Here is a 26,412-nt window from a genome sequence, read left to right as displayed (position 1 = left end):
GATGCCGACAGGCAGAGGCCGATATTGTTCCGGCAGGAAGCACTTAATAACAGAAAAATGAAATGGCAGGGAAAAGCCCTGTTATTACCCGGTATTCCGCTTTGGATAATTACTGTTCTCTGTGCGGTATTCTTGCTCTCTTTTCTGACCTTCATTATTTCAGGCTCTTACACCCGCCAGGTGAATGCCATCGGCGAGGTTTCCACTTACCCGCGCGCCGTCACCGTTTATGCAGGTGTACAGGGATTTATTACGCAGCAATATGTCCGCGAAGGACAGTCTGTTAAAAAAAAATGATCCCATTTATATTATTGATATTAACAGAGCGACAACCAGCGGCGTGGTGAGTGACAACCAGCGGCGTGAAATACAAAATCAGTTACAACGTATCACAGACATGATAGCCCGCCTTGACGAAAATAAACAGACCACACTGGCCGCACTGGAGAAACAAAAAAATCTCTATATTGATGCCCATGCCCGTTCTGTCGGTATTATTAATCGGGCCGAAGAAGGGATCCGTATTATGAAACAGAATATGGATAATTATCGCGGCTACCGGGAAAAAGGGCTGATAAATAAAGACCAGTGGCTTAATCAGGTTGCACTTTATTACTCACAACAAAACAGTTTGCTGGGACTGGGCGGACAAAATGAACAAAATGCCCTGCAGATTACCGCTCTGGAAGGGCAGATATTCAGTCAGGCCGCCGAATTTGATAACCGGATTTATCAGATGGAATTACAGCGGTTTGAGTTACAAAAAGAGCAGGTAAATAATGATGCCGGCAGCGAAATTGTTGTGCGGGCACTGACGGACGGACGGGTGGATTCTCTGGGCGTGACGGTTGGTCAGATGGTCAATCCCGGTGACACATTGCTGCAGATTTTACCGGAAGATGCCAGCCGGTACCGGCTGGTGCTCTGGGTTCCGGATGATGCTCTGCCCTGGCTGAGAGTCGGTGATGCCGTCAATATCCGCTATGACGCGTTTCCGGCTGAAAAATTCGGGCTGTTTGCTGCGGTGATCCACGTTATTTCCACGGCACCCGCTTCCCCGCAGGAAATGATGACGTATGCGGGGGCGCCGAAAGATTATCAGGTTCAGTCAGTTCCTTATTACAAAGTCATCGTGCATCCGGAAAAGGAACGGATCACTTATGACGGGCGTGAACTGAGCCTGCAAAACGGAATGAAAGTACAAACGACATTTTTTCTGGAAAAACGGAAAATTTATCAGTGGATGGTGTCGCCTTTTTATAACATGAAACAAAGTGCCTCTGAGCCGGTGACACCCTCAGAAGACACTGTTATTTCTCCCGGTTTGTCAGCTGACAGGGGAGCCGTATGAGCCGTTTATCCATCAAAAGTATCATTGAAAAGCTTGATATTACGCTCCTCAGCCGTGTTCCGGTTATCCACCAGACTGAGTCCTCTGAATGCGGGCTTGCCAGTCTGGCAATGATTTGTGCGCATTACGGTAAAAGTATCGACCTTATCTCTCTGCGCCGGCAGTTTAATTTGTCAGCCCGTGGTGCAACACTGGCCGGACTGACCGGTATTGCCTCAGAGCTGGGTATGACGACCCGTGCGTTGTCACTGGATATGGATGACCTGGCTAATCTGCGTCTGCCTTGTATTTTACACTGGGATTTCAACCACTTTCTGGTGCTGGTAAAAATAAAAGGAAATCGTTTTATCCTGCACGACCCTGCATACGGCCGCCGCATTGCGGGGAGGGAGGAGATGTCCCGCAATTTCACCGGGGTTGCGCTGGAGGCCTGGCCCGGCAGTACCTTTACCAGGCAGGAAGTGGTCAATAAACTGAGTCTGCGCAAGCTTGTCGGTAACATTCACGGGCTGAAAAAAGCCCTGCTGAAAATCTTTGCGTTTTCGGTGGTGATTGAAGCTATCGGGCTGATTATGCCGGCGGGAACGCAACTGGTGATGGATCACGCGATACCGGCGGGGGAAAAAGGGCTGCTCTCTCTTATTTGTACCGGACTTATTTTCTTTATTCTGCTGCGCGCCGCCGTCAGTATGTGCCGGGCGTGGTCGACACTGGTGATGGGGACGGTTATTAATGTCCAGTGGCAATCCGGGCTGTTCACCCACCTGTTGCGTCTGCCGCTGAGTTATTTTGAGCGAAGAAAGCTCGGGGACATTCATTCCCGGTTTGCGTCTCTTGATGTGCTGCAATCCACCTTTACCACCAGTGTGGTCGGGGCGATCATGGACGGTATTATGCTGATCGGCGTGTTTCTGATGATGCTCCTCTACGGCGGATATCTGACCTGGATTGTTCTTGCATTTACAGGAATTTATATCGTTATGCGGCTGGTGACTTATGGTTATTACCGCCGGCTCTCAGAAGAATCCCTGATTAAAAATGCCCGGGCTGGATCGTATTTTATGGAGTCCCTCTACGGCATCACTACAGTGAAAACCCAGGGAATGAGTGAGCGCCGGGGTAATCACTGGCTGAATCTGAAAGTGGATTCCATCAATACCGGAATTCGTCTGACAAAAATGAATATGCTGTTCGGCGGGGTCAATACCTTTGTTATGGCGTGTGACCAGATAGCTATTTTATGGGTCGGTGTCAGTCTGGTGATTGATAATGCGATGACTATCGGGATGTTTGTGGCGTTTGGTGCTTACCGGGAACAATTTTCTGCGCGTGCCTCGTCTGTTATTGAATTCCTGTTGCAACTGCGGATGATGAGCCTGCACAACGAGCGTATTTCTGATATCGCGCTGAATGAACCGGAAAATAAAAAGCCGGATATCCCGTATGAGCCGCAGATGAAAGCCGCCGGGCTGGAAACCAACGATCTGGCTTACAGTTATGACAGCCAGTCCCCGCCGATTTTTCGCAATATTAATCTGGCGATACAGCCCGGAGAGAGTGTGGCGATTGTCGGTGCATCCGGTTCAGGGAAAACAACACTGATGAAAGTGCTGTGCGGGCTGTTTGAGCCGACAGAGGGCAAGGTCTTTCTCGATAATATTGATATCCGCCAGCTCGGTGTGAATAATTATCATAAAATGATCGCCTGCGTTATGCAGGATGACAAACTGTTCTCCGGCTCTATCCGTGAAAATATCTGCGGCTTTACCGAAAACCCGGATGAGCCACTGATGATAGCCTGTGCGCAGGCGGCCTTTATTCATGATGTTATCACGCAGATGCCGATGGGCTATGAAACGCTGATAGGTGAACTGGGCGAAGGTTTGTCCGGCGGGCAAAAACAGCGGGTATTCATCGCCCGCGCCCTGTACCGTAAGCCGCGAATTCTGTTTATGGATGAAGCTACGAGTGCGCTGGATAAAGAGAGTGAATCCTATGTTAACCAGGCTATCCGCCGGTTACCGATAACCCGCGTGATTATTGCTCATCGCGAGTCAACCATTGAGTCGGCAGACCGGGTAATCGATTTAAACATAAAATAGTAATACGTATTATTGATATATAAACTAATAATTTTTTTAATTAAATTAATATAAGTTATTACACTTGTTTGTTTTCTCTGATACTTAATAAAGTAATAATGTGTTTGTTGTTCTATTAATTATTAACACGTTACTTTATCCATATTGTTGTTCATTGTGATGTTAAATGTGATATTAATTCCCTTTGCAGAGAGTGAAAAATACATAGCTATATAATACAATGGTCAGGTTGATCTTTTATTAATAGTATCACTCTGATATTTCAGGTCGGACGAACTTCATTTTTTTCACACTATTCTGTCAGACGACGGAAGTTATAATATATGGATATTAACGCTTATGAACAGAGTAAGTATAGTGATGCGACGTAGTGTGCTTTTATTGTCATTAACGGCAGTCAGTTTTTTTTGCCTCAGCTGAGAGGTTTCTTAAACCTGTACCTGTACAGGCTGATGTACCGGAGCAGATTAATGTACCGGAACCGGTTAATTCAGAAATTGCACCAAACCCGGTTGCCAATCTGAATACGATCAGTCTGCTTAATACTGAGTGGACAGACTCCGGTATCCGTGACAGTAAAAATGAATTCAGCCTTTTTTTTTACACAAGTTTTTCCTAAAGAGAACTCAGACCGGAAAATTCAGTTTTCTTTTATGACTCAGGGAATTGGTGATAAAAAAGTTGAGTTTAAGAAAGCGGGTAAGCCAAGCGGAATTTATTTTAACCGGGTGGTCGACACCTGGGTGATGGATTGTAGCGACTTCAGTGGCTATCAGCTATCTAAGACCTATCTGATGAATAATAATGTTATCTACAGCCGCAAGCTTAAACTAGATAATTACAATATCGATAATCTTGAAAAAGTGTCGGTTTTTCCAAATACAGATGCTCATAATGCAGCGAAATATTATTGCGGTCGCTGATTTTATTTTCGGTATATTAACCCGTCGTTATGTGATGAGTGCTGAGTTTACTCAATTATTCATCACATAATGATGACTTTGTATTGTAATGTTATTTTTGCATTAATGTTATTTAAAATAACACTACATTTAAATAACTAAGTGAAATTATCGTGTTCAGAATAATAAAAAAACCATTTACAAAATATATTTTTGTTTACAGGTTGAATTATAGGTTATTCAACCTGCCATTAACATTTTATGTTATCACTATCGCCGGAAAATCCCTGCGGCTTTTTGATAAGCTACCCGCTATTCAGTAATTTTCCCGGAGCAGGATATTGCACTCTGCATTATTGTGCGGACAAGGTTATGGTGCGCCTGCAACATCTCCGGGCTATTCATCAGTCTGTTGGCTTTCTTTCTTCTCAGAATAGTCAGGAGACTGATAATCATAATTATTCCGGCCGGAAATGCGTTTACCTGTCACAGTCTGACTGTATCAGGATCTGTTTTGTTTTCATTTTTATGTATTCACCGGTATTCGTCAGCATAAAAGGTCTGAGCAGTGAAAGTAAATTGGTTTGTACGCAACCTTTCTGTGGTCGCCATTATTACCGGTGTTTGTATACATCCGGTTTCTGCGGCAGTCTCATTCGGCGCATTTGGTTATAAAGCAGCACAGGAAGTTGAACGGGAACCCGAACTGACCGGGGACAGCGGTGAAGAGCAGCGGCCGGTGAAAACACCCCCTAAAATAACCACCTTGCCGGAAAAACCGAATCGCCGGGCTGTTTCACCTGCCCGTGTGGTTACCGCGAAACAGGATGACGTACCGTTGGTGGCACCATTGGTTCCGCTGACAGGGGATCCGGTGGCATCGGAGAGCGAAATTATCCGCCAGCGATCCATTATGAATAATATGCCTAAGTCACGGCCGGTTAATGCCTCCGCTACCGCAACTGTTCCGGCTGTTGCCGGGCAGGACAGTATGCCCGGCGGGATGACATTGCAGGACGCCGTTATCAAATCGTTAGACTGGGATGCCGGTTTGTCCGGACTGGTTAACCAATACCGTGCTCAGTTGGAAGCGGTATATCAGAAAGAAACCGAATATTATCCGCAACCGGGGGCAGGGATTTCCCGCAGCCTGAATAACAGCGACAAAGGTTATGTGGCAACAGCGAGTGTCAGCCAGTTGCTCTATTCGTTCGGCAAAGTCTCATCACAGATAGATTCCTTAGTCGCACGCAGTGATCAGTCTATGCTGCGAGTGTTTGTAAATGCGGATGAAGTGGCAGAGAAAACGGCGATGCTGTATCTCGATATCAAACGCTATCAGGAATATATCGTGCTGGCAGAGGAACAACTGGGCTCAGTACGTCACATTACCGACCTTGCCCGTGAGCGGACCGCCGCAGGTGCTGCGTCCCGCGCTGATTTGGTTCAGGCGGAAGCCCGCCTGGATACCGCACAACTCCAGCTTAATACCCTGAAGCTTGAACATGAAAACCAGATCCTCAATCTGAACCGGATGACCGGTGAGTCCGTCAGCCTGTTATCAGGGCAGCCGATTGATTCATCTTTATATAGCCAGCAGTGCTATGCACAAAATATTGATTTTAATGCGGTTCCGGTGGTGTTGGTTGCCAGGGCAGGGCTGACTATCGCACAAAGTGACCGCGAAGTTGCCAAACGTGAAGCCATGCCAAGTATCGGATTACAGGGCACTTATCAGCAGCGTTTTGATGCAAAAGATACTGATCGTTACGGGCGCGAAGATCACAGTGTTGAGCTGACCGTTAATGTGCCGCTGTCGAATTTCTATACCAGTAATTCGAAGCAGCGCATGGCGGTCTATCAGGAAAATGCAGCCAATTCAGAAATTCGTCATACACAGAATATTGTTGAGAATAACTGGCGCAACCAGCAAATCCGGCTTAATGAACTGGAAGAACGGATGAAATTACTGGCTTCACGAAACCTCTCCCTCAAGGATGTCACCCGCCTGTATCAGGAGCAATACGTTGCTCTGGGTCAGCGCAGTATTATCGATTTGCTGAATGCGGATCAGGAATGGCATCAGTCACGGCGCGATTATGCGGCGGCAAGATATGATTACTTAGCAACCAGCATCAGTTGTTCCTCTCAGTTAGGGCGGTTCCGCGAAAGCTTACAATTATCCAATGAATCCCTACGGAGTCTCCAGTGATTTCAGAGCAACAACAGAGTGAATATAATGAAACGTGGTTGCAGGCGCTGCTCCTGGCTGCCCGTCATTATCGTTTACCGGTCTCGGAAGAGAATGCCAGAGTCAATTTTACATACAGCAGCGGAACCGGACAAAAAAACGAGCTTCAGCGCATCGCCCGCAATATTGGTCTGACACTTGACTGGGTGCCGCTGACCAAAGAGATGCTCAATCCCTGGTATCTGCCTTTTATTGTGGCACTGCCGGACGGGCAGGCACTGTATGCAGAGAGTATCTCTGCCGACGGGCGTGTTCAGGTGGAGTTATTGCACGGCGGACAGAAAAAGAATCATATTGCGCTGGATGAGTTACTGAAACTGACTCAGGGCGGGGATGTTATCCTGGCGCGACCGGAAAGAAATGTACCGGATGCGCGCGTGGATGATTATATCAAGCCGTTTAAGAAAAGCTGGTTCTGGGATATTGTCCTGCGCGATCGCAAATATTTTGTGTCCGTACTGATTGCCGCGTTGCTGGCTAACGTTCTGGCACTGAGTTCGATTATCTTCTCTATGCAGGTCTATGACCGGGTTATTCCCGGAAAATCAATTCCCACTCTGCTGGTGCTCTTTATTGGTGTGCTGATTGCGATGGGGTTTGAATTTACGATGCGGATAATGCGGGTACGGCTGATTGACCTTATCGGTAAACGGGCGGATCTGAAAATTACCGATACGGTGTTCGGTCATGCGTTACGTATCCGCATGAAAGAGCGCATGCGCTCAACCGGGACTTTTGTTTCCCAGTTACGGGAGCTGGAAAATGTCCGCGAAACCATTACCTCCACAACGGTAACAGCGGCATCTGATTTACCTTTCTTCTTTTTATTCCTGGTTATTCTATGGTTGATCGCCGGTCCCCTGGCTCTGGTTCCGCTGGTGGCGCTGTTTGTTATGATCCTGCCGGGTCTGCTGCTTCAGCCTAAGCTGGGCGTGCTTGCCAATGAAGCGATGCGGGAAAGCACACTGCGTAATGCCTCTTTGATTGAAGCGGTTCAGTGTGCGGAAGACATTAAATTTCACCGTGCAGAGCCCCGTTTTCAGCAGGAGTGGAACTACCTGAATGAGAAAGTGGGTGATACAAACCTGAAAGTGAAATTTATCACTCAGGGGCTGATGACCTGGAGCCAGACAGTACAGACCCTGGTGTTTGCCGTGACCGTATTGTGCGGGGCATTCCTTGTGATGGACGGAGCGATAACCACCGGCGCACTGCTCGGGGCCTCTATTCTCAGTTCCCGGATGATGGCACCGATGGCGCAAATCTCCGGTCTGCTGGCGCGCTGGCAATCAACGAAAGTCTCATTAAAAAGCCTGAATGAGCTGATGGAAAAACCGGTTGATGCCCAGTACGGCACAAAACTTATTCATAAGCCGTCACTGACCGGACATTATGAATTTGAAAATGTCGCGGTAACTTATGATGTGCAGGCAAATCCGGTACTGACAATTGGTTCACTGACAATTAAACCGGGTGAAAAAATTGCCATTCTCGGGCGTAACGGCTCCGGGAAATCGACGCTGCTGTATGCGCTGAGCGGGTTATTAGACCCGATAGCCGGGCAAATCCGCCTGGATGATGTGAATTTATCAGCAATAGATCCTTATGATGTGCGCCGTGATATTGGTTATCTCGGCGCAAATTCCCGTCTGTTACACGGCACACTGCGCGATAATATGACGCTGGGTGCGCCGAAAGCAGATGATGCAGAAATTATTAATGCGCTACAGATTGCCGGTGTGGCGGATTTGGTCAGCAGCAGTCCGCAGGGGCTGAGCCGGGTGTTATGGGAAGGGGGGCTCGGGATGTCCAGCGGACAGCGCCAGGCCGTTCTGCTTGCCCGTACTATTTTGACAAATCCGAATATTGTACTGCTGGATGAACCAACATCCGCACTGGATGAAATCGCGGAACAGCGCCTTATCAGCGGATTGAAAACATGGGCGCAGGATAAAACGCTGGTGGTTACCACGCACCGGACAAGTGTTCTGCAACTGGTTGATCGGATTATTGTGATGAATAACGGACGAATTGCGCTTGATGGTGCCCGTGACGAGGTTCTCAAGAACCTGATGTCCGGTACAACGACACCGGCTAAGGCAGGAAACTGAGATGAAAAAAACGAAAACTCAGGGTGCTGCCCCGGTGCCTGAAACAAACCTGCGCGGAGTCCCGTTTTTCTATGGTGGTCAGCATGAGCCGAGCCTGCCCCGTCTGGTTCGCCTGATACTGGTTATTTTAGGCTTTTTTATTATTTTACTTATCTGGGCCGCGTTGTCGGACGTGGATGAAATTACCAAGGGACAGGGGAAAATTATTCCGTCGTCCCGTGAGCAGGTTGTTCAGTCTCTTGAAGGCGGTATTCTCTCTTCACTGGAAGTCCGCGAAGGGGCAATTGTTGAAAAAGGGCAGGCTATCGCGTATCTGGATGAAACCCGCTTTGAGTCTTCTCTGGATGAGAGCCGCAGCCGCTATAAAGCCAATCTGATTAAGTCCGCCCGTCTGAATGCCGAAGTATCCGGCAGTGAATTTGTTATCCCGGATATGGTTAAAAAGGATACCGCGCTGGTACAAGCAGAGCAGCGGCTGTATAAATCACGCAAAGAGCGGCTGGGACAATCAATCAAAGGTGTTAATGATTCCCTGCAACTTTACCGCCGCGAAGAGATGATCCTGCAACGCCTGGTAAAATCCGGTGCGTCAAGTGAAGTGGAACTGATCCGCCTGAAGCGGACTATTTCCGAGCTGGATAGCAAAAAACAGGAACTGCATAATGAATATGTGGTGAATGCGCGTGAACAGCTTGCGGAGTCCAATAAAGAGCTGGAAGAGCTGGAGTCTATTATGCGTGCACGTGATGATTCATTGCAGCGTGCAAAAGTTGTTTCGCCGGTACGTGGGATTGTGAAAAACATTGAAGTGAATACCATCGGCGGGGTTATCGCGCCGGGCGGAAAAATCATGGATATTATCCCGCTGGATGATCAGCTGATTGTGGAAGCGAAAATCTCACCGCAGGATATCGCGCATATCCGCCTGAATGACGCTGCTCTGGTAAAAATCACGGCGTATGATTATGCTATTTACGGCGGACTGGAAGGTGAGGTGATACTGATTTCACCGGATACCCTCCAGGATGAAATTCAGCGTGATCATGTTTATTACCGGATACTTATCCGGACAAGCAAGGATGCGCTGATTAATAAAGCCGGTAAAGAGTTTCAGATTTTCCCGGGGATGGTTGCGGAAGTAGACATTAAAACCGGCAGTAAATCGATTCTCCGTTATCTGGTGAAACCGCTGAACCGGGCAAATGAGGCTCTGCGCGAGCGATAACGCTCCCATATACCACTATACCCCCGCGTGGTCATATCATGACACGCGGGGGGCTTCCTTTTATTTATCTTGCGTATACTAAGGTCCTGCTGATACCTCCGGGTAACAGTCAGGTATACTGACGGCATTATTTCACCGGAACAAACAGGTAACACAATGACAGACAGACACGGGGTTTTGCCTCAGCGCCTGCGCGCGCGTATTAAAGAGGTCGGCGGTGTGCCGGTTTCCCGCGCATTACCGGTGAAAGACCGGCGGCTGATTGGTGCCTGGTGCTTTCTTGATCATGCAGGTCCTGCGGTATTCAAAGGTGAGGACGGAATGAAAGTCGGCCCGCACCCGCATACCGGTTTGCAGACCTTTACCTGGATGCTGGAGGGTGAAATATTGCACCGTGACAGCCTGGGTTCAGAACAGATTATCCGCCCGGGGCAGGTCAATCTGATGACCGCCGGATATGGGATCACGCATACCGAAGATTCCGCCGGACGACATCCGCGTCTGCACGCAGCACAACTGTGGATTGCTCTGCCGCCTGCTGAGAGTGCAATGCCACCCAGGTTTGATCACTATCCGGATTTACCTGTCTGGAATGCGGATCAGGTCAGTTTTACATTGCTTGCCGGGGAATATGGCGACAGACGCTCTCCGGTACTGCTTTTCTCTGCGTTGGTTGGTATGGATTTACAGGCACAACAGTCGGCTCAAACCACTCTGGATACCCGTCCTGATTTTGAATACGGTGTATTTATTCTGGAAGGGCAATTAACTTACCGTGATGAAATTTATACGACAAATGAATTAGTTTACCTTGGCGAAGGGTTATCCTCACTCACTCTGACACTGATGAAAGGGACCAGGATATTATTACTGGGGGGCACGCCGGTACAGGAAAAAATTATGCTGTGGTGGAATTTTGCCGGCTATAATTCTCTGTCATTACAACAGGCTGTCAGTGACTGGAACAGTGGCGATGCCCGTTTCGGGGTAATGAAAAATGAACTGCGTGAGCCGTTACCGGCGCCATTATACCCGGTGGTGCGGTCCTCAGGTATAATTGTCTGAATATAGTTTGTTATATTAATAACACTTCACATTATTGGCATTCTTAGTACAGTATTGCTTCTTATTACAGGTTACACTGAAACAGTTAATGGTCGTTATGTTTATGAACATAACATGGGAGTTGTTTCATTATTGAGGTGAACTATGAAAGCTGCTGTCGTCGCAAAAAATAAAACAGTGGAAATAAAAGAAAAAAAAATTACGTCCGCTGAAATATGGTGAAGCCTTATTAAAAATGGAATGCTGTGGTGTGTGTCACACAGACCTGCATGTGAAAAATGCTGATTTTGGTGATGTCTCCGGTGTTGTCCTCGGACATGAGGGGATTGGCGTGGTGACAGAAATCGGTGAAGGTGTGACATCACTGAAAGTCGGGGATCGCGCCAGTGTCGCCTGGTTCTTCCGCGGATGTGGTCACTGTGAGTATTGTAACAGCGGCAAAGAAACATTCTGCCGTGAAGTGAAAAATGCCGGTTATACCGTCGATGGTGCGATGGCGGAAGAGTGTATTGTGACCGCCGATTATTCGGTAAAAGTGCCGGATGGTCTGGAATCAGCGGCTGCCAGCAGTATTACCTGCGCAGGTGTGACAACCTATAAAGCGATTAAAGTCTCCGGTATTAAACCGGGTCAGTGGCTGGCAATTTATGGTCTTGGCGGTCTGGGTAACCTTGCGCTGCAATACGCTAAAAATGTGTTTAATGCCAAAGTGGTTGCCATTGATGTGAATGACAAGCAGCTTGAACTGGCGAAAGAGATGGGTGCTGACCTGGTACTGAATCCGAAAACGGACAATGTGGATGAAATCATCCAAAAAGACCTCGGTGGCGTGCATGCTGCGGTTGTGACTGCGGTGGCAAAATCAGCATTCAATTCAGCGATTGCCAGCGTTCGTGCTGCCGGACGTGTTGTTGCAGTAGGTCTGCCGGTTGAAACTATGGATCTGAGTATTCCGCGTCTGGTACTGGATGGTATCGAAGTGGTTGGCTCGCTGGTGGGCACGCGTGAAGATCTGAAAGAAGCATTCCGTTTCGGCGCTGAAGGAAAAGTCGTGCCGAAGGTGGCATTGCGTCCGCTGGAAGATATCAATACCATTTTTGAAGAAATGGCACAGGGTAAGTTTACCGGCCGTATGGTGATTGATTTTACAAAGAAAAAATAATGTTCTGATAGTATCAGAGAACATAAAAACAGCTGCCGGGAAACCCGCAGCTGTTTTTTTTTAATGGGTATTGAGATAAAGATAAACTGATTTATATAAATAAAATTATAATAATTTAACTTATGCCAAATATAACCAAGTGCTAATAATACATTTGAAATAAATAAAGTGTTAATTAATTATAGTAAGTAATGATTGGTAATAATTTGTTAATATTTATTACTAAGGTCTATGTTTATTCAGTAAATATAAAACATAACAGATTAATCCACTAAAAAAACAAATATAAATTATGAGAGATTTAATATTGTTTTTTGATTTTAAGATTTACTGTGTATATATGGTGTTCAATGCACTTAGCTATCATCGTGCATTTATTCATGAATACACATTATGAGTGGTTGTTGAAATATGATGAAACATCACTAACTCGAAATAATTGCGTTATAAGACAGGGTGTATATTTGCGCAAGTAAATATACCTATCTATCTTAATTGTATTTATAGTTGAGTTGTATTCATAATATGATACGAAAGTTTTGGGGATCACGGATGATTAAAGTTAACTGGAGCTTTGTCGATAAAATCGTTTATATCAATTTGGCAAAACGTACAGACAGACGGGAAAGTATTGAATTTCAGCTGAAAAAAATGGCGGTTCCTCCGGAGAAAATAATTCGCTTTGAAGCAATAGAACGCGATGAGGGGGCGCTGGGTTGTGTTATGTCTCATGTTGCTGTACTGACGATGGCGAAAGAGAATAACTGGCAAAATGTTCTTATTTTAGAAGATGATATGATCTTTAATGATGATGAAGAGTCTCATGACAGGATTAATTATTTTTTCAGCAGTCTGACATCAATTGACTGGGATGCCGGTTTTCTGTCAGGAAGTTATTTTAATATCGAACAACAGCATGGTTGTTTTTATAAAATATCCTGCTCTTATCTTTCTAATAGTTATATTGTTAATCAGCATTATTACGATGAAATCATTGATGTATTTGGTGTCTCTATCGAAAAAATGAATGAGGGAGTCAGTCGGTATAAATGTAGTCTGGATATTTTTTTGGCATCACATGATGTGGAGGGATAACTGGTTTGCGATTTATCCCTGTGTCGGATATCAGCTGGTTGATATGAGTGATATTGAAGGCTACACAACAGACCGGGTGAGTTATTTCAGCAGAACTATTGACGAAATGTGAGAGAGTAAAATGAGAAGGAATACCCCCTATATTAGCTATAGGGGGTTATATTAACCTAATAATCCGGTTGTCGAGTTTGGTGCAAAGCTGTTCAGGACACGAACATAATGCTTACGTTGATATTCTGTAAACTCACCTTTTCGGTTCAGCGTAAAAATAATGACCCGGTTATTATTCGGATTATTATCTCTGTGGTAAGGCAGCTTAATCATAGATTGTACCTGCTGTAAGCGCTCACCTTCATCCAGATAGCTGTTAGCAATCTGAACAACTTTTAATTTCATCGGCCCTAATTCATGGGTGATCATTTTCCCTTCTTCTTTAAATCCGGCCAGATTTCTGGTGAAGGTTTTTACTTCATTTTCACAAAATTCTTCAACAGTTTCATCTTCATCTAAAAAAGCCCGGTGTACGACAATATTATATTCATTTAGTGTCGGGTCCCGGTAAATCAAAATATTTAATGTATTATCCAGGTTAGGCGTAGACGTAATAAAACTGCCTTCAGGAATAATGTATTCGTTACTTTTACTCATAAATAATAATCCTCAAAAGATATGACTAGCGATTTTCCTGATAAATTTTGATTTCAACACGGCGGTTTTGATCCCGTCCATCCTGAGAATCATTATCTGCTATCGGGTTTTGGGCACCCAGACCGTGGGTCACAAAATGTGATTCCGGTAGTCCGGACGATTCCTGTAACCAGTGTCTGACTTGTTCTGCCCGGTTCAGTGACAAATTAATGTTATTTTTATCATTACCGGTATTATCGGTGTAGCCTTCAATTAAAATTTTCAGTTCCGGATTTTGCTTAATAAATTGCAGAACCGGCATCAGATATTCTGTACTTTCCCGTTTTAATTTTGAACTGCCGATATCAAAAACAATATTTTTATCATGAGCGATATAGAGCGGGCTACGGGAAAATTCTGCAATTGATTTATCCAGTTTTTCAGTAAATATTTCAGGCTGTGCAAGTTCAATTACAAAGAAATAGGGCGTTTCATGATTGTCTATAGCCTGAGATAATTTTTTTCATCTGCTGAATTATTTCAACCCGCTGCTGTAATGCATTTGGCGGAGTAACATCAAATTGCTGTACCAATGTATTAACGGTTTCATTTCTCTGTACATGAAAATTAAGTGACCAGAGCAGTGTACTGACCATTGCACCAGCAATCAGCAGCGGGACAATCAGGAGTGAATAGCGCAGCGTCTGATAAGGTACCGGTGTCATTTCAACGGTTTTTTTCCTTACTTTAACCGGTGCTTCACCGGTATTTACCGGCAGCGGCGGCAGCGTCAGGTAAGCGGAAATTCGTGGTAAAACAGCAAATTTTTTCTGAACCCAGCGGGACCAGGCACCGTGCCGGGTCGGGCCATTTCCGTAATCAGAAAATAGCAGATTGGTAAAATCGAGAATACTTTCGCTGAATAATGTCTCGATTTCCGGCAGAATTCCGGCATCTTCCAGCCAGTTTAGTGTCGATAATGCCATCGCATTGCGATGTTGCGCTGCCACTGCGTGAGGTTGCTGATAGACAGCGGCGAGATCTTGTCGCAGGGAAGTGACTTCTTTGCGTAATACTTTAGGTTCCGTATTGTAAATATTAAACTGACCTAACCAGATAGCTTTATCCGGGTCATGAGCAAATCGCTGGCTGCTGAGACGGGAATATAAAATTAAGGTGCAGGGTATTTTATGTTCAAATTGATTTTGTGAAAATGAATTTGTCCAGCCGCGTATTTTGTTTAATAGCATAGCATCAGTATCATGACCATCCGGAAGTACCGGAAAAACAGCACTGAGCTGAAAATGGGTATGCTGCTGTTTAATCGCGGAGACCTGTTTGTGTAAATCATCTGGTTTATTAATCAGCATCCAGATGATTTTATTATCAAATCTCAGAGTATCATCATCATCCTGCTGACTAAACCAGGTTCTGGCATAAGGGCCAAGGATAAATACAATTTCCGGCGCTTCATTAACGTCATCTTCCTGGTGAACTATCACCTCATCATGTTCATTTATCCGGATTGAATAAATAACAGTGAACATAAATAATGTGCCGCATAATCCACTCAGCCAGATAAACAGGTTTGATTTATCATAAAAGGCCATACCGGCCATGATAAGTGCAATGATGCTGAATAAAATTATCAGCCATTTTTTTTAATGAAGCGAAAGTTTTCATTTAAATCAGCATATCCAAAGTATCACGAATATAAAGCCAGACAAAAATCAGAATAAATATCAGGCAAAGGATTTCAGCGGTAAAAATAAGCGGCAGATTGACTGTCCGGTAAGCAACCGGCTCAGGATAGGCTATTTCTTCTGCGGCTTCCGGTGGCTGTGGCGGAATAATTTTAATAACCGGTGGTTTGGGCAGACGCGGCTCAAAAAGGGGCAGCACTGGTTTTAGATTTACACTATAAGCCGCAAATTTAGCAAGCCTGAGAGCCATCTGATAAGCCGGCAAAAAAATAGCATTGCGTTTTATGGTTGAAAAAAAAGTGAGTTGCTGCACGACATCAAATGGTTCACGATCGAAACCGTAAAAATAATTTTCCAGCAGATAGGGCGCCCAGGATAATTGCTGGCTGTCCGTGTATTTCAGGATAATGGTATCCAGATACAGACAAAGTAGCCGGCAAAAATCTTCTGAATGCTCAAAATAGGGGTCCTCCAGTTCCAGGCAATCCCGGAACTGTTGGACAGACGTGGATAAATTAAGTTGTAATTCCGATAATGAGGGAATAATTGACTCTAAATCAATAAGAGCATCGATACTCATTATTTTATTAAAGACATCCTGGCTGCTTACCATGGTTTCTCCAGTGTTTCACCCCAGCCGGAATGGCCAAAAAAAGGCGCCAGTCTGATTTTTTTCGGGAGAGAACGCGGTTTTTCTTTCAGTTTTATTTTGAAACAATAGGCATCAGGTTTATCTTTTGTGACCTGCTCATTCAATTGTTCCGGCGTCAGACGTTGCATGGCCAGTAATTCGTCATTTTCAGTAAAGACGCCTAAAGACCAGTAATCAATTTTTTCATTATTTTCAGGAATATCTGTTTTGTTAATATCAAGAGCAGAGTAGTAAGGGCTGTAGAGTGAGTTGAGCCACTCACTCCGGGAAACTGGTTTTTCATCAAAGTAACAAGGTTTGATAACACCGAGTAGTTCATTTATCAGTAGCTGTTCACTGAAACAGATCCCCGTCAGGTATTCATAATCTTCAAGAGGACGCTCATTACCAAGGCAGTATTTCCCCAGTTCGATTTCTTCATCATCTTTTATTTTTAATAACTTACGCACGCGGTTTTTAGAAATCGCATCCCGTTCCCACCAGGCTTTTTCAATTTTTTTAGTTTCTTTTTTCTCTTCCGTGTGATCTCCCCAGATCCTGTCACAGCCTTCACGGTTGTAGAAATGCCAGAGAAAAATTTTATGTGGATAATAAAGATCGTATCCGTGCGTATATGCCCTTGCGGACATCGCAATTTCTTCACCAAGAAAAAAGATTTGCGGATCATTAGGTACATCAAGGACAAATGAGCCTGACGAGAAAGTAAAGCCACCTGCCAGAAAACATCCGCGGGTATGTTGCGTGCGGTCAAGCAGCCCTATAGGAAGAAATGAGGGAATATCATTATCATTAAAGGCGTTAAATACCATACGGGAACAACCTTCTCCCCGGACTTCTTCTGCCTCTTCAGTTGCAGGTGAATAATGAGGCGGATAACCGGTAACAACAGGTTTATTTGTGTGTTGTTTTAATGACAAATAATAGCTGATAATTTCTGTATCCCAGTTTTCAGTAAACCGGCAATGAGAATCTATCTGTAGGAAATAATGCTCATTTGTATAGTACAGTTCACAGCAATGTCTGGCCCAGCAAGCACCTTTTGCCTGATAAATCTGGATGAAATGGATATTCAGCGTTGCTCCCTGATAATTCAGGCGAATAACATCCGGATTATCGCTTTGATAATCCGTTTCCAGAGCACCAATATCCATAAAAATAGAAAAATCAGGTTCTTCAACCTGCCAGCAAACAGAGATAAATAACTGTTCCGGATGATCCGCTTTTTCAACCATATTTTTTATAGTCGGAATTAACTCTTTATCTCTGTAACTGGCGATACTGACAAATATTGTATTATTCATAATATTTTCACTCTACATAATATCAAGAGTAATGATTGCACTGGCGTTAAAGTTACCTTTTGCAGGAGCAGGAGAACCACCTCTGCGCTTTAATACTGCGTTCCATTTATATTCAGCACGCTGACCGGAAAGAGCCGGAGCGGATTCTAACTTTACGGAACCATCAACTTTTACCAGGTTATTACTTGCATCTTTTATCTCAATCATAAGAGAATCTTTATTATTATTTGAGTCAGTAACACGAATGCTTTTACTGTCATTACTCATATCGTCAGAACGGATAGAGGCGATTGCTTTATAAGCACCGTAGTCAGAATGACAGGTCATACCAAAATTAAGTGGTTTGCTAAAACCTATTTTTGTTTGTTCTTCAGTGACAATGCCGTAATCAATATTAATAGGTTTATCTACGGAACAAACGGGTGTACTAACCAGGAATACATCCCCGATTGCATAATCCAGAAAAGTTATATCCATAATCTGGCCATGACCGACATGCATGCTGCCAAGTAAAAGCACTGTTTCCTGATAGGAGGCCGGCACTTTATCCAGTTCAATTTTTCCCATTTTATAGAACATCGCCGCCATAGTGGCGGGTCCATAGTTAACAAGAATGTTACCGTCCTTATTTGGCAGGGTATTGTAGTAATCGAATGGTTCAGGAAGGTCACGACCCGCTCCGTACTGAAAACGGACACCAATACCCGGGACTTTTGTTTTATAAATAGGCGGATTTGCAGGACCATAGAGTACAAGGCTGCCGTTTGTTATTGGTCTTACCCGTGATACTTTTTCACCGGCCGGAAGGAGGCATGAATATTGCGCATGTTTGGAGGTCGTGCTTGAGTATAACGTTGCAAACGGAGCTAGTGGATTTACAGGTTCCATGGATGATAATTCAATAGGACCACCAACCTGAGTGACTGTCAGGGTTTCCTTCACGTAATTAGGCGTATCCGTACCAAGGATACATGCAGCCAGGCTGAATTTCGCCATTCCCATTGCCGCTAATACCACGAGTAATTTTAGTTTCATTACATTTCCTTGTTAATATCTAAAATAGCAAGCATGTCAGCAGGGAATAATTTACTGAGTTCAACGAAATTTTTTCCTGCCGCTCCTTCGGCATAGGTCAGCAGCAAAATAATCGGGTTACCGGGTTCGGTTTGCTGAAACCATGCACGCGCTTCGCGGATCCTTTCCAGGGCATCCTGCCGGGTATTGATCCCTTTTTCACGGTAGACAATGCGTTCGGTTGTCACCGTTGTTGTATCACCATCAACAACTGTTTCTGTGGTTGTGCTGACAGAATCTTCGGGTTGATTACTGCGGTCTTTGTCCGGCGACTCATCAGAAAAGACTAAAGCAGACATCGAGTTTTCACTTTCAGCCACCGCAGCAGCAGCGGCTGATTTATTACCGCTGTGGGTCAGATCTTTATTAAACAGTGCCAGTATTAATGTCAGTACCGGCAGTGTCGGTGTTTCATTTTCTAAGGTTTCGCGGGCCAGTTTTTTAATCGCATCCAGGATGAATGCCGCATTATTCAGTGATGCCAGTGTTTTATCATTTTTGGTACGCCATTCATTCAGTATCCCGACGACACTCTCTTCCGCTAAGGAATTTTCGTCTTTCGGGATAGCAAAGGCGCGTTCAATTTCTTTAACTGTCAGCTGAAGTCCGTTAATTTTCGGCAGTGTGAGCTGGCGGAAATCGAGCAGAAAGCCATCGATATCATCCAGCTCAGAAATGGCATTTGCCCGCATAAACGGCTCAAATTCCCCTTCATCGTAAAGCTGGGGATGAACTTCATTGGGAAAATCTTTCAGCAACTGATACATCGCCATCAGACCTTCTTCCAGGGCAAAAAGACCTATCTGACGGCTGCGTGAACGAATTAACAGAATAATCAGGCGAACATGTTTACTTTTCGTCAGAAGCTCAAGGCAGTCATTTTCGATTTCACGCCAGTTAACCGGTTCGGTCGTTTCGACGAAATCACCATACTCGGCACCGAGTTTTGGTGCCATTTTGGACTGCAATGTGATGAATAACGGGTCATATTCAATACCTTCACCGCAGACGAATTTCCCCGGCAGCGGTTTGAGTACGTCTTTATAAAAATCGGACTGAAAAGTAGATTGCAGTTCTTCGCTCACGGTCATATTCCATTATCTGTTGAAAATCAGTAATCAGTTAAGGTGCGTTTCGGGGTCAAAACTCATCCCCGAAATAGGTTCATCCTGTTTTTCACGGGGAAGCCATGCGGCATACCCTAACTGGTGGCTGCCATCAAGGTTCGCCTGTGGTATTGCATCCGGCGCCAGTACTAACTGGACATCCCAGGCATATTCGAAACCAATAAAGTTGCGGACCCACTCTTTAAGGATTGGCAGATCCTCACCCCATAAACTGAAGCGCATATATTGTTCTAATGTTAACGGACCCAGAACCAGACTGAATTTATGCTGCCGGTCCTGAACGGTATTGCCTAAAATGGCACCTTCCGATAACAGTAAGGAGGAGCTTAAATCCCCTATTTTTGTCTGGTCTGAGGTTTCCAGAAAAATCCATTGCTTGGTAAATTCTTTCAGCCCGACCTTTATCCCGAAATAGTATTCCAATGCACCGACAAGCCCCTCGGGGTTGCGTGCTTCACGGATCAGGTGAGATGACGAGGAGAGCCTGGCGTGTGTCGGCAGAACCGAGTCACAGATTTCATCCGGCACCAGCCCGATGAGTGATCCGATATAAAAAGAGAACTTCTCATCATCTTTGCGATCGAGTGTGGCGACATCCTGTGAAACAAACCAACTGCGGTAAAACAGCGAGAGCGCCCGGTGATGAAAGATATTAACGAAGTCACGAAGCAGGGTGTCCTGGTGCTCCATGCGGATAAATGCCTGCTCGGTAAAGTTTATCGGCATTGCCCCCTGAGGACCCCAGATCCCTAAACTGAAGAGATCAACGTGGCACAGGTTATCTTCATGGGTAATCTTTGCAATTTCGCGCGGGGCAAACACCATATTGGGGGTTTGCCCCAGACGGTAAGGCTCTTGCTGGGGGCGGTCTGCGGTTCCGATAGCCGGCATATCCGGATATTTTGCCGCAACCGCCCGCATCAGGCTGACGAAACCACTGTTCCACGGCTCGGCTTCGTCATACCAGTGCGAAAGTTCGCTTAACATATTATGGTGCAAATGGCTCATTATAAGATCCCGCGCTTACCCGGACGTGGTGCCCACTTGGCGACCAGCCCGCGCTGCATTGAGTGCAGCTCAGTCTCAGTAAAGACATTAATTGCCGCATGGCGGGATAAATAATTTTCCATCACTAACCCGAATAAATAAGGACTTAACCCGGAGAATCCGACTTCGTCCACTGTCAGTACGCACTGAACGCCGCGTCCGTATACCAGAAGCTCATTTCCCGGCAGTCGCCGGATGACCGGTTTAGTTTTGCTGCCGACCAGGCTGTCTATTTGTGTCATTGATTCCTGATCAGCCGGGCTGACAAACAGGCGCAGCAGGTTACGCAGCGATTCTCCGCCCTGGCTGTGATCCATATCGTGCAGCGGCAGATAGTTAAAACTGAGCTGGCGGATCAGGCGCCAGGCCGATTCACCCTGTGCAAACGGCGGGTGAGGGGGGCTTGGCTGTGACAGGAAATTTGCACCGTAAACCGGTACGGAATCAGACAGTGTTAAATCGTATTCATTGCCCCGGTCAATCAGACGGGGGAGATCCCGGTTGGTTACAAGTGCTTCCACGGAGAGATAACGAATATCGTCATCAAATGGTGCTTCCTGCTGATCCACCAGAGAGATAAACACTTCAGTGCCGATATACGGCGTCAGTGTTTCATATTTACGGCGGGCGCTGCCGCTGGCCCTGGTTTCCCGGCGCAGTGAGAAATAACGCCCGAAGTTACCGGAATCACAATGCCGGGTCTGATAAATAGGATTAAAGATAACTTCGCTGCTGTTTTCTGCCTGTTGCCCCATCACCTTACTGATCGAAAAAACTTCATAATCCATCGGGCGGCTGCGATCCGGTACAACGTGGAAGTCGTTTAATGCCCGGTTGATTTCAATTTTATCGATTCGCTTGGGAAACAGGTTAATGACCGGAGTGCAAAATAACAGGAAGCGGTCTTTATCAATGTGACTGATAAGATCCTGCGGGAAACGGTCCAGCAGAATAATAATTTCTGCTTCATTGGTATTATTGTTACGCATTGCTTCGCGCAAATGATTGAGCGTGAAGAAATAAAAACGCTGACGACAGGCAAAATATTCCTGTATCAGGTTATGGCCCTGGAACATATTCCACTGAACCGGTAACAGCGCCTGATCCGGCTTAAGACCTTCAAAGGTAATGCCGCCGTTAACAATCGTCGTATCCTGTTTTTCACTGCCGCCGGTCCGGATTATCATGGCAACGTAATGTGCGTGGATCAGTTCAAATATATGTGAAACTACGCGCTCGTCCCCGTCAATATAGAAAGGGAGACTGTCCAGATTTTCCAGTTGGGAAAACAGATTATCGCCATCAAGTTTCAGTTTGATCCGCAGCGCGCCTTTCAGGCGTGAATAAGAGATACGGTATTTTTCCAGACTGGAAATATCAGGCGGAATAGATGTCAGGCGGACATCTTCAATTTCGATTGGCCATAATGTCAGCTCCTGACTGTTACGGAACTCACAGCGGGACTGCTCTCCCGGTAATAAACGGGTAAACATCTGACAATTTTTCGGCACATGGTAACCATTTGAAAGGTCACCTTCTTTTGTATTCGGATGAAGCCGGACAACACCCATCGAAGGGGTTTGTGCGTTGTAATTCGGATAAATAACATCCAGAAAACGCTGCGTAAATTTCGGAAATTCCGCGTCCAGCTTCACTTGTGAACGGGCGGAAATAAAACAGAATGCTTCGATAAGTCGTTCTACATAAGGATCAGCAACTTCGATACCATTCATGCCCAGACGCCCGGCAATTTTCGGATGTTTCTCCGCAAATTCACCGGACATTTCTTTCATAAACGTCAGTTCCCGATTGTAAAAATCAAGAAATTTCTGATCCACGGATATACCTCTGAAAAAAAAATGAGTAATAAAGGCGGTGATCCACCTTTCAAATTATAAAAGACTATAAATATAAAAAAAAAGACGCTGAAGTAAACTCCTGAACAAAATAAAACGAGGGTGTTTTAATCGATATCAGATAAGTCTGCATTACCGTGTTATTACCCTGCTACACGGCAATTATGTGATAGATAAAATAAATCACAATATCTATGAACATTATATGGTCATTACTTGAATATATGATATTCATTTGACTATATGATTCTGTAATGTCATTCCCGTCCCCGCCTGTGAATTTAAGCTTATTAAGTAATGAAAGTCATGGGGTAGAGTGCGTATATTGATATTCGTTTATTGTAACCGTGTGTGATAATTTGTATCATCGTTTCATCTAATTGATTTTATCTTACCATTAATTGCTATTTAATCTAAATTAGTTTTTTTATTGCGTGAATTACGCATTTGGTATTCACTGCAGGATAAGTGAGCGGTGGTGATTTAACCTGTTAATTTTGTTTGTTTTTTATTATTATTTTTGTCTGTTTAAACGACGATTTTCATATTTGTTTCGTTATGTCTTAGGAATTGTCCAAATTAGTAAGTTTATTCGTACGGACAGTTGTATTTTTTTTATGGCGCGTAATAACCTCATTATATAAAAGACGCGTAGTAAACCTCAAGATATAGTGTAGTACATATAAAAATGAAGATTTGTTACCAGGGTGAAAGCCGTAAGAGAAAACTTAGGTGAAAGTCTTATTGCTAAGTAACAATATTTGTTTTTATTATAATATGACGTTTCCGTAATCGGGTAACGGATACTTATATGTTCTCTGATGTTTTGTCGTATATTTAAGAAGTAGTTATTTATGCGAATTAACGATTTAAGAATTCAGGAACATAATATGTTTTATAAATCGTGCATCCTGTTAGGGATGAATTATTAGTATAAACAACACTTGATTAGGTAATAATTGTGGCTTTCAGCAGACAGAGTCTATTTGGCAAACTCGATACCACACTTTTCCGTAGTATCGAAAGTGCAACGACACTATGTAAATTAAAAGGTAACCCATACGTTGAACTCGTTCACTGGATGATTCAGCTGTGGCAACAAGAGCAGAGTGATGTCCGGCAGATTGCCCGTCACTTCCAGCTCGATGTCCAGTTATTGGAAAAAGGACTGGAGCAGGCGTTAATTCGTTTGCCGAGTGGTGCCAGCTCTATTTCTGATTTTTCATATCATATTGAAATGGCTATCGAACGTGCGTGGGTATGTGCAAGTCTGGAATATTCAGAAAATGCCATCCGCAGCAGTCATTTATTACTCGCCTGTCTGACTACAATGGAGCTGCGTCGTGCGTTGTCCGCCATCTCCCCTGTATTTGACAAAATCCCGCTGGATATTCTTGCGGCAGACCTGGCTTTTATCACAAAAGATTCACCGGAAGCTGATCAAAGTGCGACAGATGACAGTGAACTGGGTGGTAAAAACAGTATTCCGGGAGAGGCCAGCAATGCAATGGGCGGTGAATCAGGTAAAGCAACCCTGGCTCAGTATACGACCGACCTGACTGCACTCGCCCGTGAAGGCAAAATTGACCCGGTTATCGGCCGTGAGCATGAAATCAATACAATGATTGATATTCTGCTGCGCCGCCGTCAGAACAACCCGTTACTGACTGGTGAAGCTGGTGTCGGTAAAACAGCATTAGTTGAAGGGATGGCGCTGGCCATTGCCGCCGGTGATGTACCTCCGGCACTGGTAAAAGTTCGCCTGCTGAACCTGGACATCGTCGCACTCTCTGCGGGTGCGAGTATGAAAGGTGAATTCGAGTCCCGCCTGAAAGCGGTTCTGGAAGAAGCAATGTCTTCTCCGAACCCGGTCATTTTGTTTGTTGATGAAGTTCACACACTCGTTGGTGCCGGTGGTAACAGCGGAACCGGTGATGCTGCAAACTTACTGAAACCGGCTCTTGCGCGCGGCAAACTGAGAACTATCGGTGCAACCACCTGGAGTGAGTTTAAGCGTCACATTGAAAAAGATCCCGCGCTGACCCGCCGTTTTCAGGTATTACAGGTTGAAGAACCGTCTGAAGCGAAGAGTGTCGCGATGTTACGTGGTCTGGTTCCGATGCTGGAGAAACATCACGGTGTCTGGATCATGGAAGAAGCACTTCAGTCAGCGGTGCGTTTATCCCACCGTTATATTCCTGCCCGTCAGTTGCCGGACAAAGCTATAAGTCTGCTCGATACTGCCTGCGCCCGTGTTGCGGTTGCACAAAATGTCGCGCCGAGAGATTTGCAGGAACTGAAATACAAAACACAAACAGCATCATCTGAATTATCGCTGGCAGAAAAAGCCCTGCATTTCGGTCGTGAAGAGAACAGTACGCTGGAGTCACTCCGCGATGATATTAAAGAACAATCTGTTCTTGCTCAGGAAATGGAAGACCGCTGGCTGAAAGAAAAATCAACGGTTGCCGCGATTGTGGAAATCCGCAGTCAGATTCAGGCATTAATCAGTGGCGAACGAACTGAAGAACCGGCAGCTGTTACTCAGGAAACTCCTGTGGTTGCTGAAACTGATGGTGATGTTGCACTGGCGGAAACTGAGACTGTAACAGAAGCCGTTGTTCTCAGTGATAAAGAGCAGTTGGCAGAATTACAAAAGCAGCTGGCAGATTTAGAAAGTGAGCTTGAAGGTATTCAGTGTAATCAGCGCGAGGATGCGGTGATTCAGGCTGAAGTCAATGCCTCCGTTGTTGCTGCTATCGTCGCGGACTGGACGGGTATTCCTGTCGGCCGGATGATGAAAGATGAATTAAATGCGGTACTGGAATTACCTAACCACCTGGCAGAGCGCGTTATCGGTCAGAAGCACGGACTGGATATTATCAGTGAGTCTATCCAGACTTCCCGCGCAGGGCTGGCAGATCCGCAGAAACCCATCGGCGTATTTATGCTGGTCGGTCCTTCCGGTGTCGGTAAAACAGAAACGGCTCTGGCTATCGCAGAGCAACTCTATGGTGGCGAACAAAATATTATCACCATCAATATGAGTGAGTATCAGGAAGCACATACCGTTTCTTCTCTGAAAGGTTCACCTCCGGGCTATGTCGGTTATGGTGAAGGCGGTGTGTTAACAGAAGCCGTCCGCAGAAAACCTTATAGTGTTGTGTTGCTGGATGAAGTGGAAAAAGCGCATCCGGATGTTCATGAATTATTCTTCCAGGTCTTTGATAAAGGGCGTATGGAAGATGGTGAAGGGCGTGTGATTGATTTTAAAAATACCGTAATTTTACTGACCAGTAATACCGGTAGTGATTTGATTTCAAGTCTGAATGCCGATCCTGACACCGCGCCGGATCTTAACGGAATGCGTACCGCGCTTCAGCCGGAATTGCTGAAAGTATTCCCGGCCGCGTTCCTGGGTCGCCTGAGTGTCGTGCCATATTATCCGTTACAGGATGAGTCATTAGGTCGCATTGTCCGTATCCATATGGATCGTATTGGTCAACGTCTGTTTGCCCACCACGGTGCCGCATTTGAATATAACGATGACGTGGTTAATTCCATTATCAGCCAATGTTCAGTTGCGGAAACGGGCGCGCGTATTCTGATCCGTTTTATTGAACAGCATATTTTACCAAAAATCGGTTTATATATTTTAAACCGGAACTCAGAATCGCCTATTCAAAAGATTAGTTTGAGTAGTGATAACCAAAACGGCTTTATCGTGACATCAGAGTAATGTCAGGTATTCCGTTTTACAT

The 26,412-nt window shown here is 45.2% G+C and carries 18 protein-coding genes and 2 pseudogenes; 10 read left to right on the top strand and 10 right to left on the bottom strand.

Features of this window, described 5'->3' with window-relative positions; translation table 11 throughout:
• Positions 1 to 24 precede the first annotated feature (24 nt).
• The 3 genes and pseudogenes from AYY16_RS09540 (at position 25) to AYY16_RS09530 (ending at position 4,376) form a co-directional block, all read left to right on the top strand.
• Positions 25 to 1,351: pseudogene (locus AYY16_RS09540) on the top strand (HlyD family secretion protein).
• Positions 1,348 to 3,453: a peptidase domain-containing ABC transporter gene (locus AYY16_RS09535; RefSeq protein ID WP_067365541.1), complete on the top strand. Its 2,106-nt coding sequence runs from the start codon at positions 1,348 to 1,350 to the stop codon at positions 3,451 to 3,453. The pseudogene AYY16_RS09540 and the gene AYY16_RS09535 overlap by 4 nt, the downstream one beginning before the upstream one ends.
• Before the next feature lie 569 nt (positions 3,454 to 4,022).
• Positions 4,023 to 4,376 carry a hypothetical protein gene (locus AYY16_RS09530; RefSeq protein ID WP_156664985.1) on the top strand — a complete coding sequence of 118 codons (354 nt, stop codon included), beginning with the start codon at positions 4,023 to 4,025 and terminating at the stop codon, positions 4,374 to 4,376.
• A gap of 291 nt (positions 4,377 to 4,667) precedes the next feature.
• On the opposite strand, the gene AYY16_RS20245 is transcribed toward AYY16_RS09530, so the two are convergent.
• Positions 4,668 to 4,811, bottom strand: a complete 144-nt coding sequence (locus AYY16_RS20245) for a hypothetical protein (protein ID WP_156664984.1) — start codon at positions 4,809 to 4,811, stop codon at positions 4,668 to 4,670.
• A 112-nt stretch (positions 4,812 to 4,923) separates the two neighbouring features.
• On the opposite strand from AYY16_RS20245, the gene AYY16_RS09525 reads away from it, so the two are divergent.
• The 6 genes and pseudogenes from AYY16_RS09525 to AYY16_RS09500 all read left to right on the top strand — a co-directional run bounded on the left by AYY16_RS09525 (position 4,924) and on the right by AYY16_RS09500 (position 13,264).
• Positions 4,924 to 6,567, top strand: coding sequence for a TolC family protein (locus tag AYY16_RS09525; protein WP_067365535.1), 1,644 nt, complete (start codon positions 4,924 to 4,926; stop codon positions 6,565 to 6,567).
• The gene (locus AYY16_RS09520; protein ID WP_223861189.1) at positions 6,564 to 8,717 is read left to right on the top strand and encodes a type I secretion system permease/ATPase; all 2,154 of its coding nucleotides are present in this window, start codon (positions 6,564 to 6,566) and stop codon (positions 8,715 to 8,717) included. Before AYY16_RS09525 ends, AYY16_RS09520 begins: the two co-directional genes overlap by 4 nt.
• 1 nt (position 8,718) lies before the next feature.
• Positions 8,719 to 9,942, top strand: a complete 1,224-nt coding sequence (locus tag AYY16_RS09515) for an HlyD family type I secretion periplasmic adaptor subunit (RefSeq protein WP_082970682.1) — start codon at positions 8,719 to 8,721, stop codon at positions 9,940 to 9,942.
• A 156-nt stretch (positions 9,943 to 10,098) separates the two neighbouring features.
• Complete coding sequence (locus tag AYY16_RS09510) at positions 10,099 to 11,007, top strand: pirin family protein (protein WP_067365532.1); 909 nt, start codon at positions 10,099 to 10,101, stop codon at positions 11,005 to 11,007.
• Between the two features lie 144 nt (positions 11,008 to 11,151).
• Positions 11,152 to 12,169: pseudogene (gene adhP / locus AYY16_RS09505) on the top strand (alcohol dehydrogenase AdhP).
• A gap of 552 nt (positions 12,170 to 12,721) precedes the next feature.
• A complete protein-coding gene (locus AYY16_RS09500; RefSeq protein WP_235846266.1) occupies positions 12,722 to 13,264 on the top strand; it encodes a glycosyltransferase family 25 protein in 543 nt (180 codons plus the stop codon).
• Between the two features lie 162 nt (positions 13,265 to 13,426).
• Here AYY16_RS09500 and AYY16_RS09495 read toward each other — a convergent pair whose 3' ends face one another.
• The 9 genes from AYY16_RS09495 to tssF form a co-directional block, all read right to left on the bottom strand.
• Complete coding sequence (locus tag AYY16_RS09495) at positions 13,427 to 13,912, bottom strand: DcrB-related protein (RefSeq protein WP_067365525.1); 486 nt, start codon at positions 13,910 to 13,912, stop codon at positions 13,427 to 13,429.
• 25 nt (positions 13,913 to 13,937) lie between these two features.
• Complete coding sequence (locus AYY16_RS21020; RefSeq protein WP_268874140.1) at positions 13,938 to 14,255, bottom strand: OmpA family protein; 318 nt, start codon at positions 14,253 to 14,255, stop codon at positions 13,938 to 13,940.
• Between the two features lie 127 nt (positions 14,256 to 14,382).
• Positions 14,383 to 15,510 carry a hypothetical protein gene (locus AYY16_RS09485; RefSeq protein ID WP_067365519.1) on the bottom strand — a complete coding sequence of 376 codons (1,128 nt, stop codon included), beginning with the start codon at positions 15,508 to 15,510 and terminating at the stop codon, positions 14,383 to 14,385.
• A 64-nt stretch (positions 15,511 to 15,574) separates the two neighbouring features.
• Complete coding sequence (locus tag AYY16_RS09480; RefSeq protein ID WP_067365516.1) at positions 15,575 to 16,207, bottom strand: hypothetical protein; 633 nt, start codon at positions 16,205 to 16,207, stop codon at positions 15,575 to 15,577.
• On the bottom strand, positions 16,201 to 17,547 hold the full coding sequence (locus AYY16_RS09475) for a GlcNAc-transferase family protein (protein WP_067365513.1): 1,347 nt from the start codon (positions 17,545 to 17,547) through the stop codon (positions 16,201 to 16,203). Before AYY16_RS09475 ends, AYY16_RS09480 begins: the two co-directional genes overlap by 7 nt.
• Positions 17,548 to 17,559: 12 nt before the next feature.
• The gene (locus AYY16_RS09470) at positions 17,560 to 18,582 is read right to left on the bottom strand and encodes a fimbrial protein (protein WP_067365510.1); all 1,023 of its coding nucleotides are present in this window, start codon (positions 18,580 to 18,582) and stop codon (positions 17,560 to 17,562) included.
• Positions 18,582 to 19,706, bottom strand: coding sequence for a type VI secretion system protein TssA (locus AYY16_RS09465; RefSeq protein ID WP_162271052.1), 1,125 nt, complete (start codon positions 19,704 to 19,706; stop codon positions 18,582 to 18,584). The genes AYY16_RS09470 and AYY16_RS09465 overlap by 1 nt, the downstream gene beginning before the upstream one ends.
• A gap of 33 nt (positions 19,707 to 19,739) precedes the next feature.
• Positions 19,740 to 20,756 (bottom strand): type VI secretion system baseplate subunit TssG, encoded by a 1,017-nt coding sequence (gene tssG / locus AYY16_RS09460; RefSeq protein ID WP_067365504.1) that lies wholly within the window; start codon positions 20,754 to 20,756, stop codon positions 19,740 to 19,742.
• Complete coding sequence (gene tssF, locus AYY16_RS09455; RefSeq protein WP_067365502.1) at positions 20,756 to 22,633, bottom strand: type VI secretion system baseplate subunit TssF; 1,878 nt, start codon at positions 22,631 to 22,633, stop codon at positions 20,756 to 20,758. Before tssF ends, tssG begins: the two co-directional genes overlap by 1 nt.
• 979 nt (positions 22,634 to 23,612) lie before the next feature.
• On the opposite strand from tssF, the gene tssH reads away from it, so the two are divergent.
• Positions 23,613 to 26,390, top strand: a complete 2,778-nt coding sequence (tssH, locus tag AYY16_RS09450; protein WP_067365500.1) for a type VI secretion system ATPase TssH — start codon at positions 23,613 to 23,615, stop codon at positions 26,388 to 26,390.
• The last annotated feature ends 22 nt before the right edge of the window (positions 26,391 to 26,412 follow it).

Source organism: Morganella psychrotolerans (assembly GCF_001676155.1).
Taxonomy (GTDB): domain Bacteria; phylum Pseudomonadota; class Gammaproteobacteria; order Enterobacterales; family Enterobacteriaceae; genus Morganella; species Morganella psychrotolerans.
Note: the sequence above shows the minus strand (reverse complement) of the source record. Positions and strands in the feature narration are given on the sequence as shown.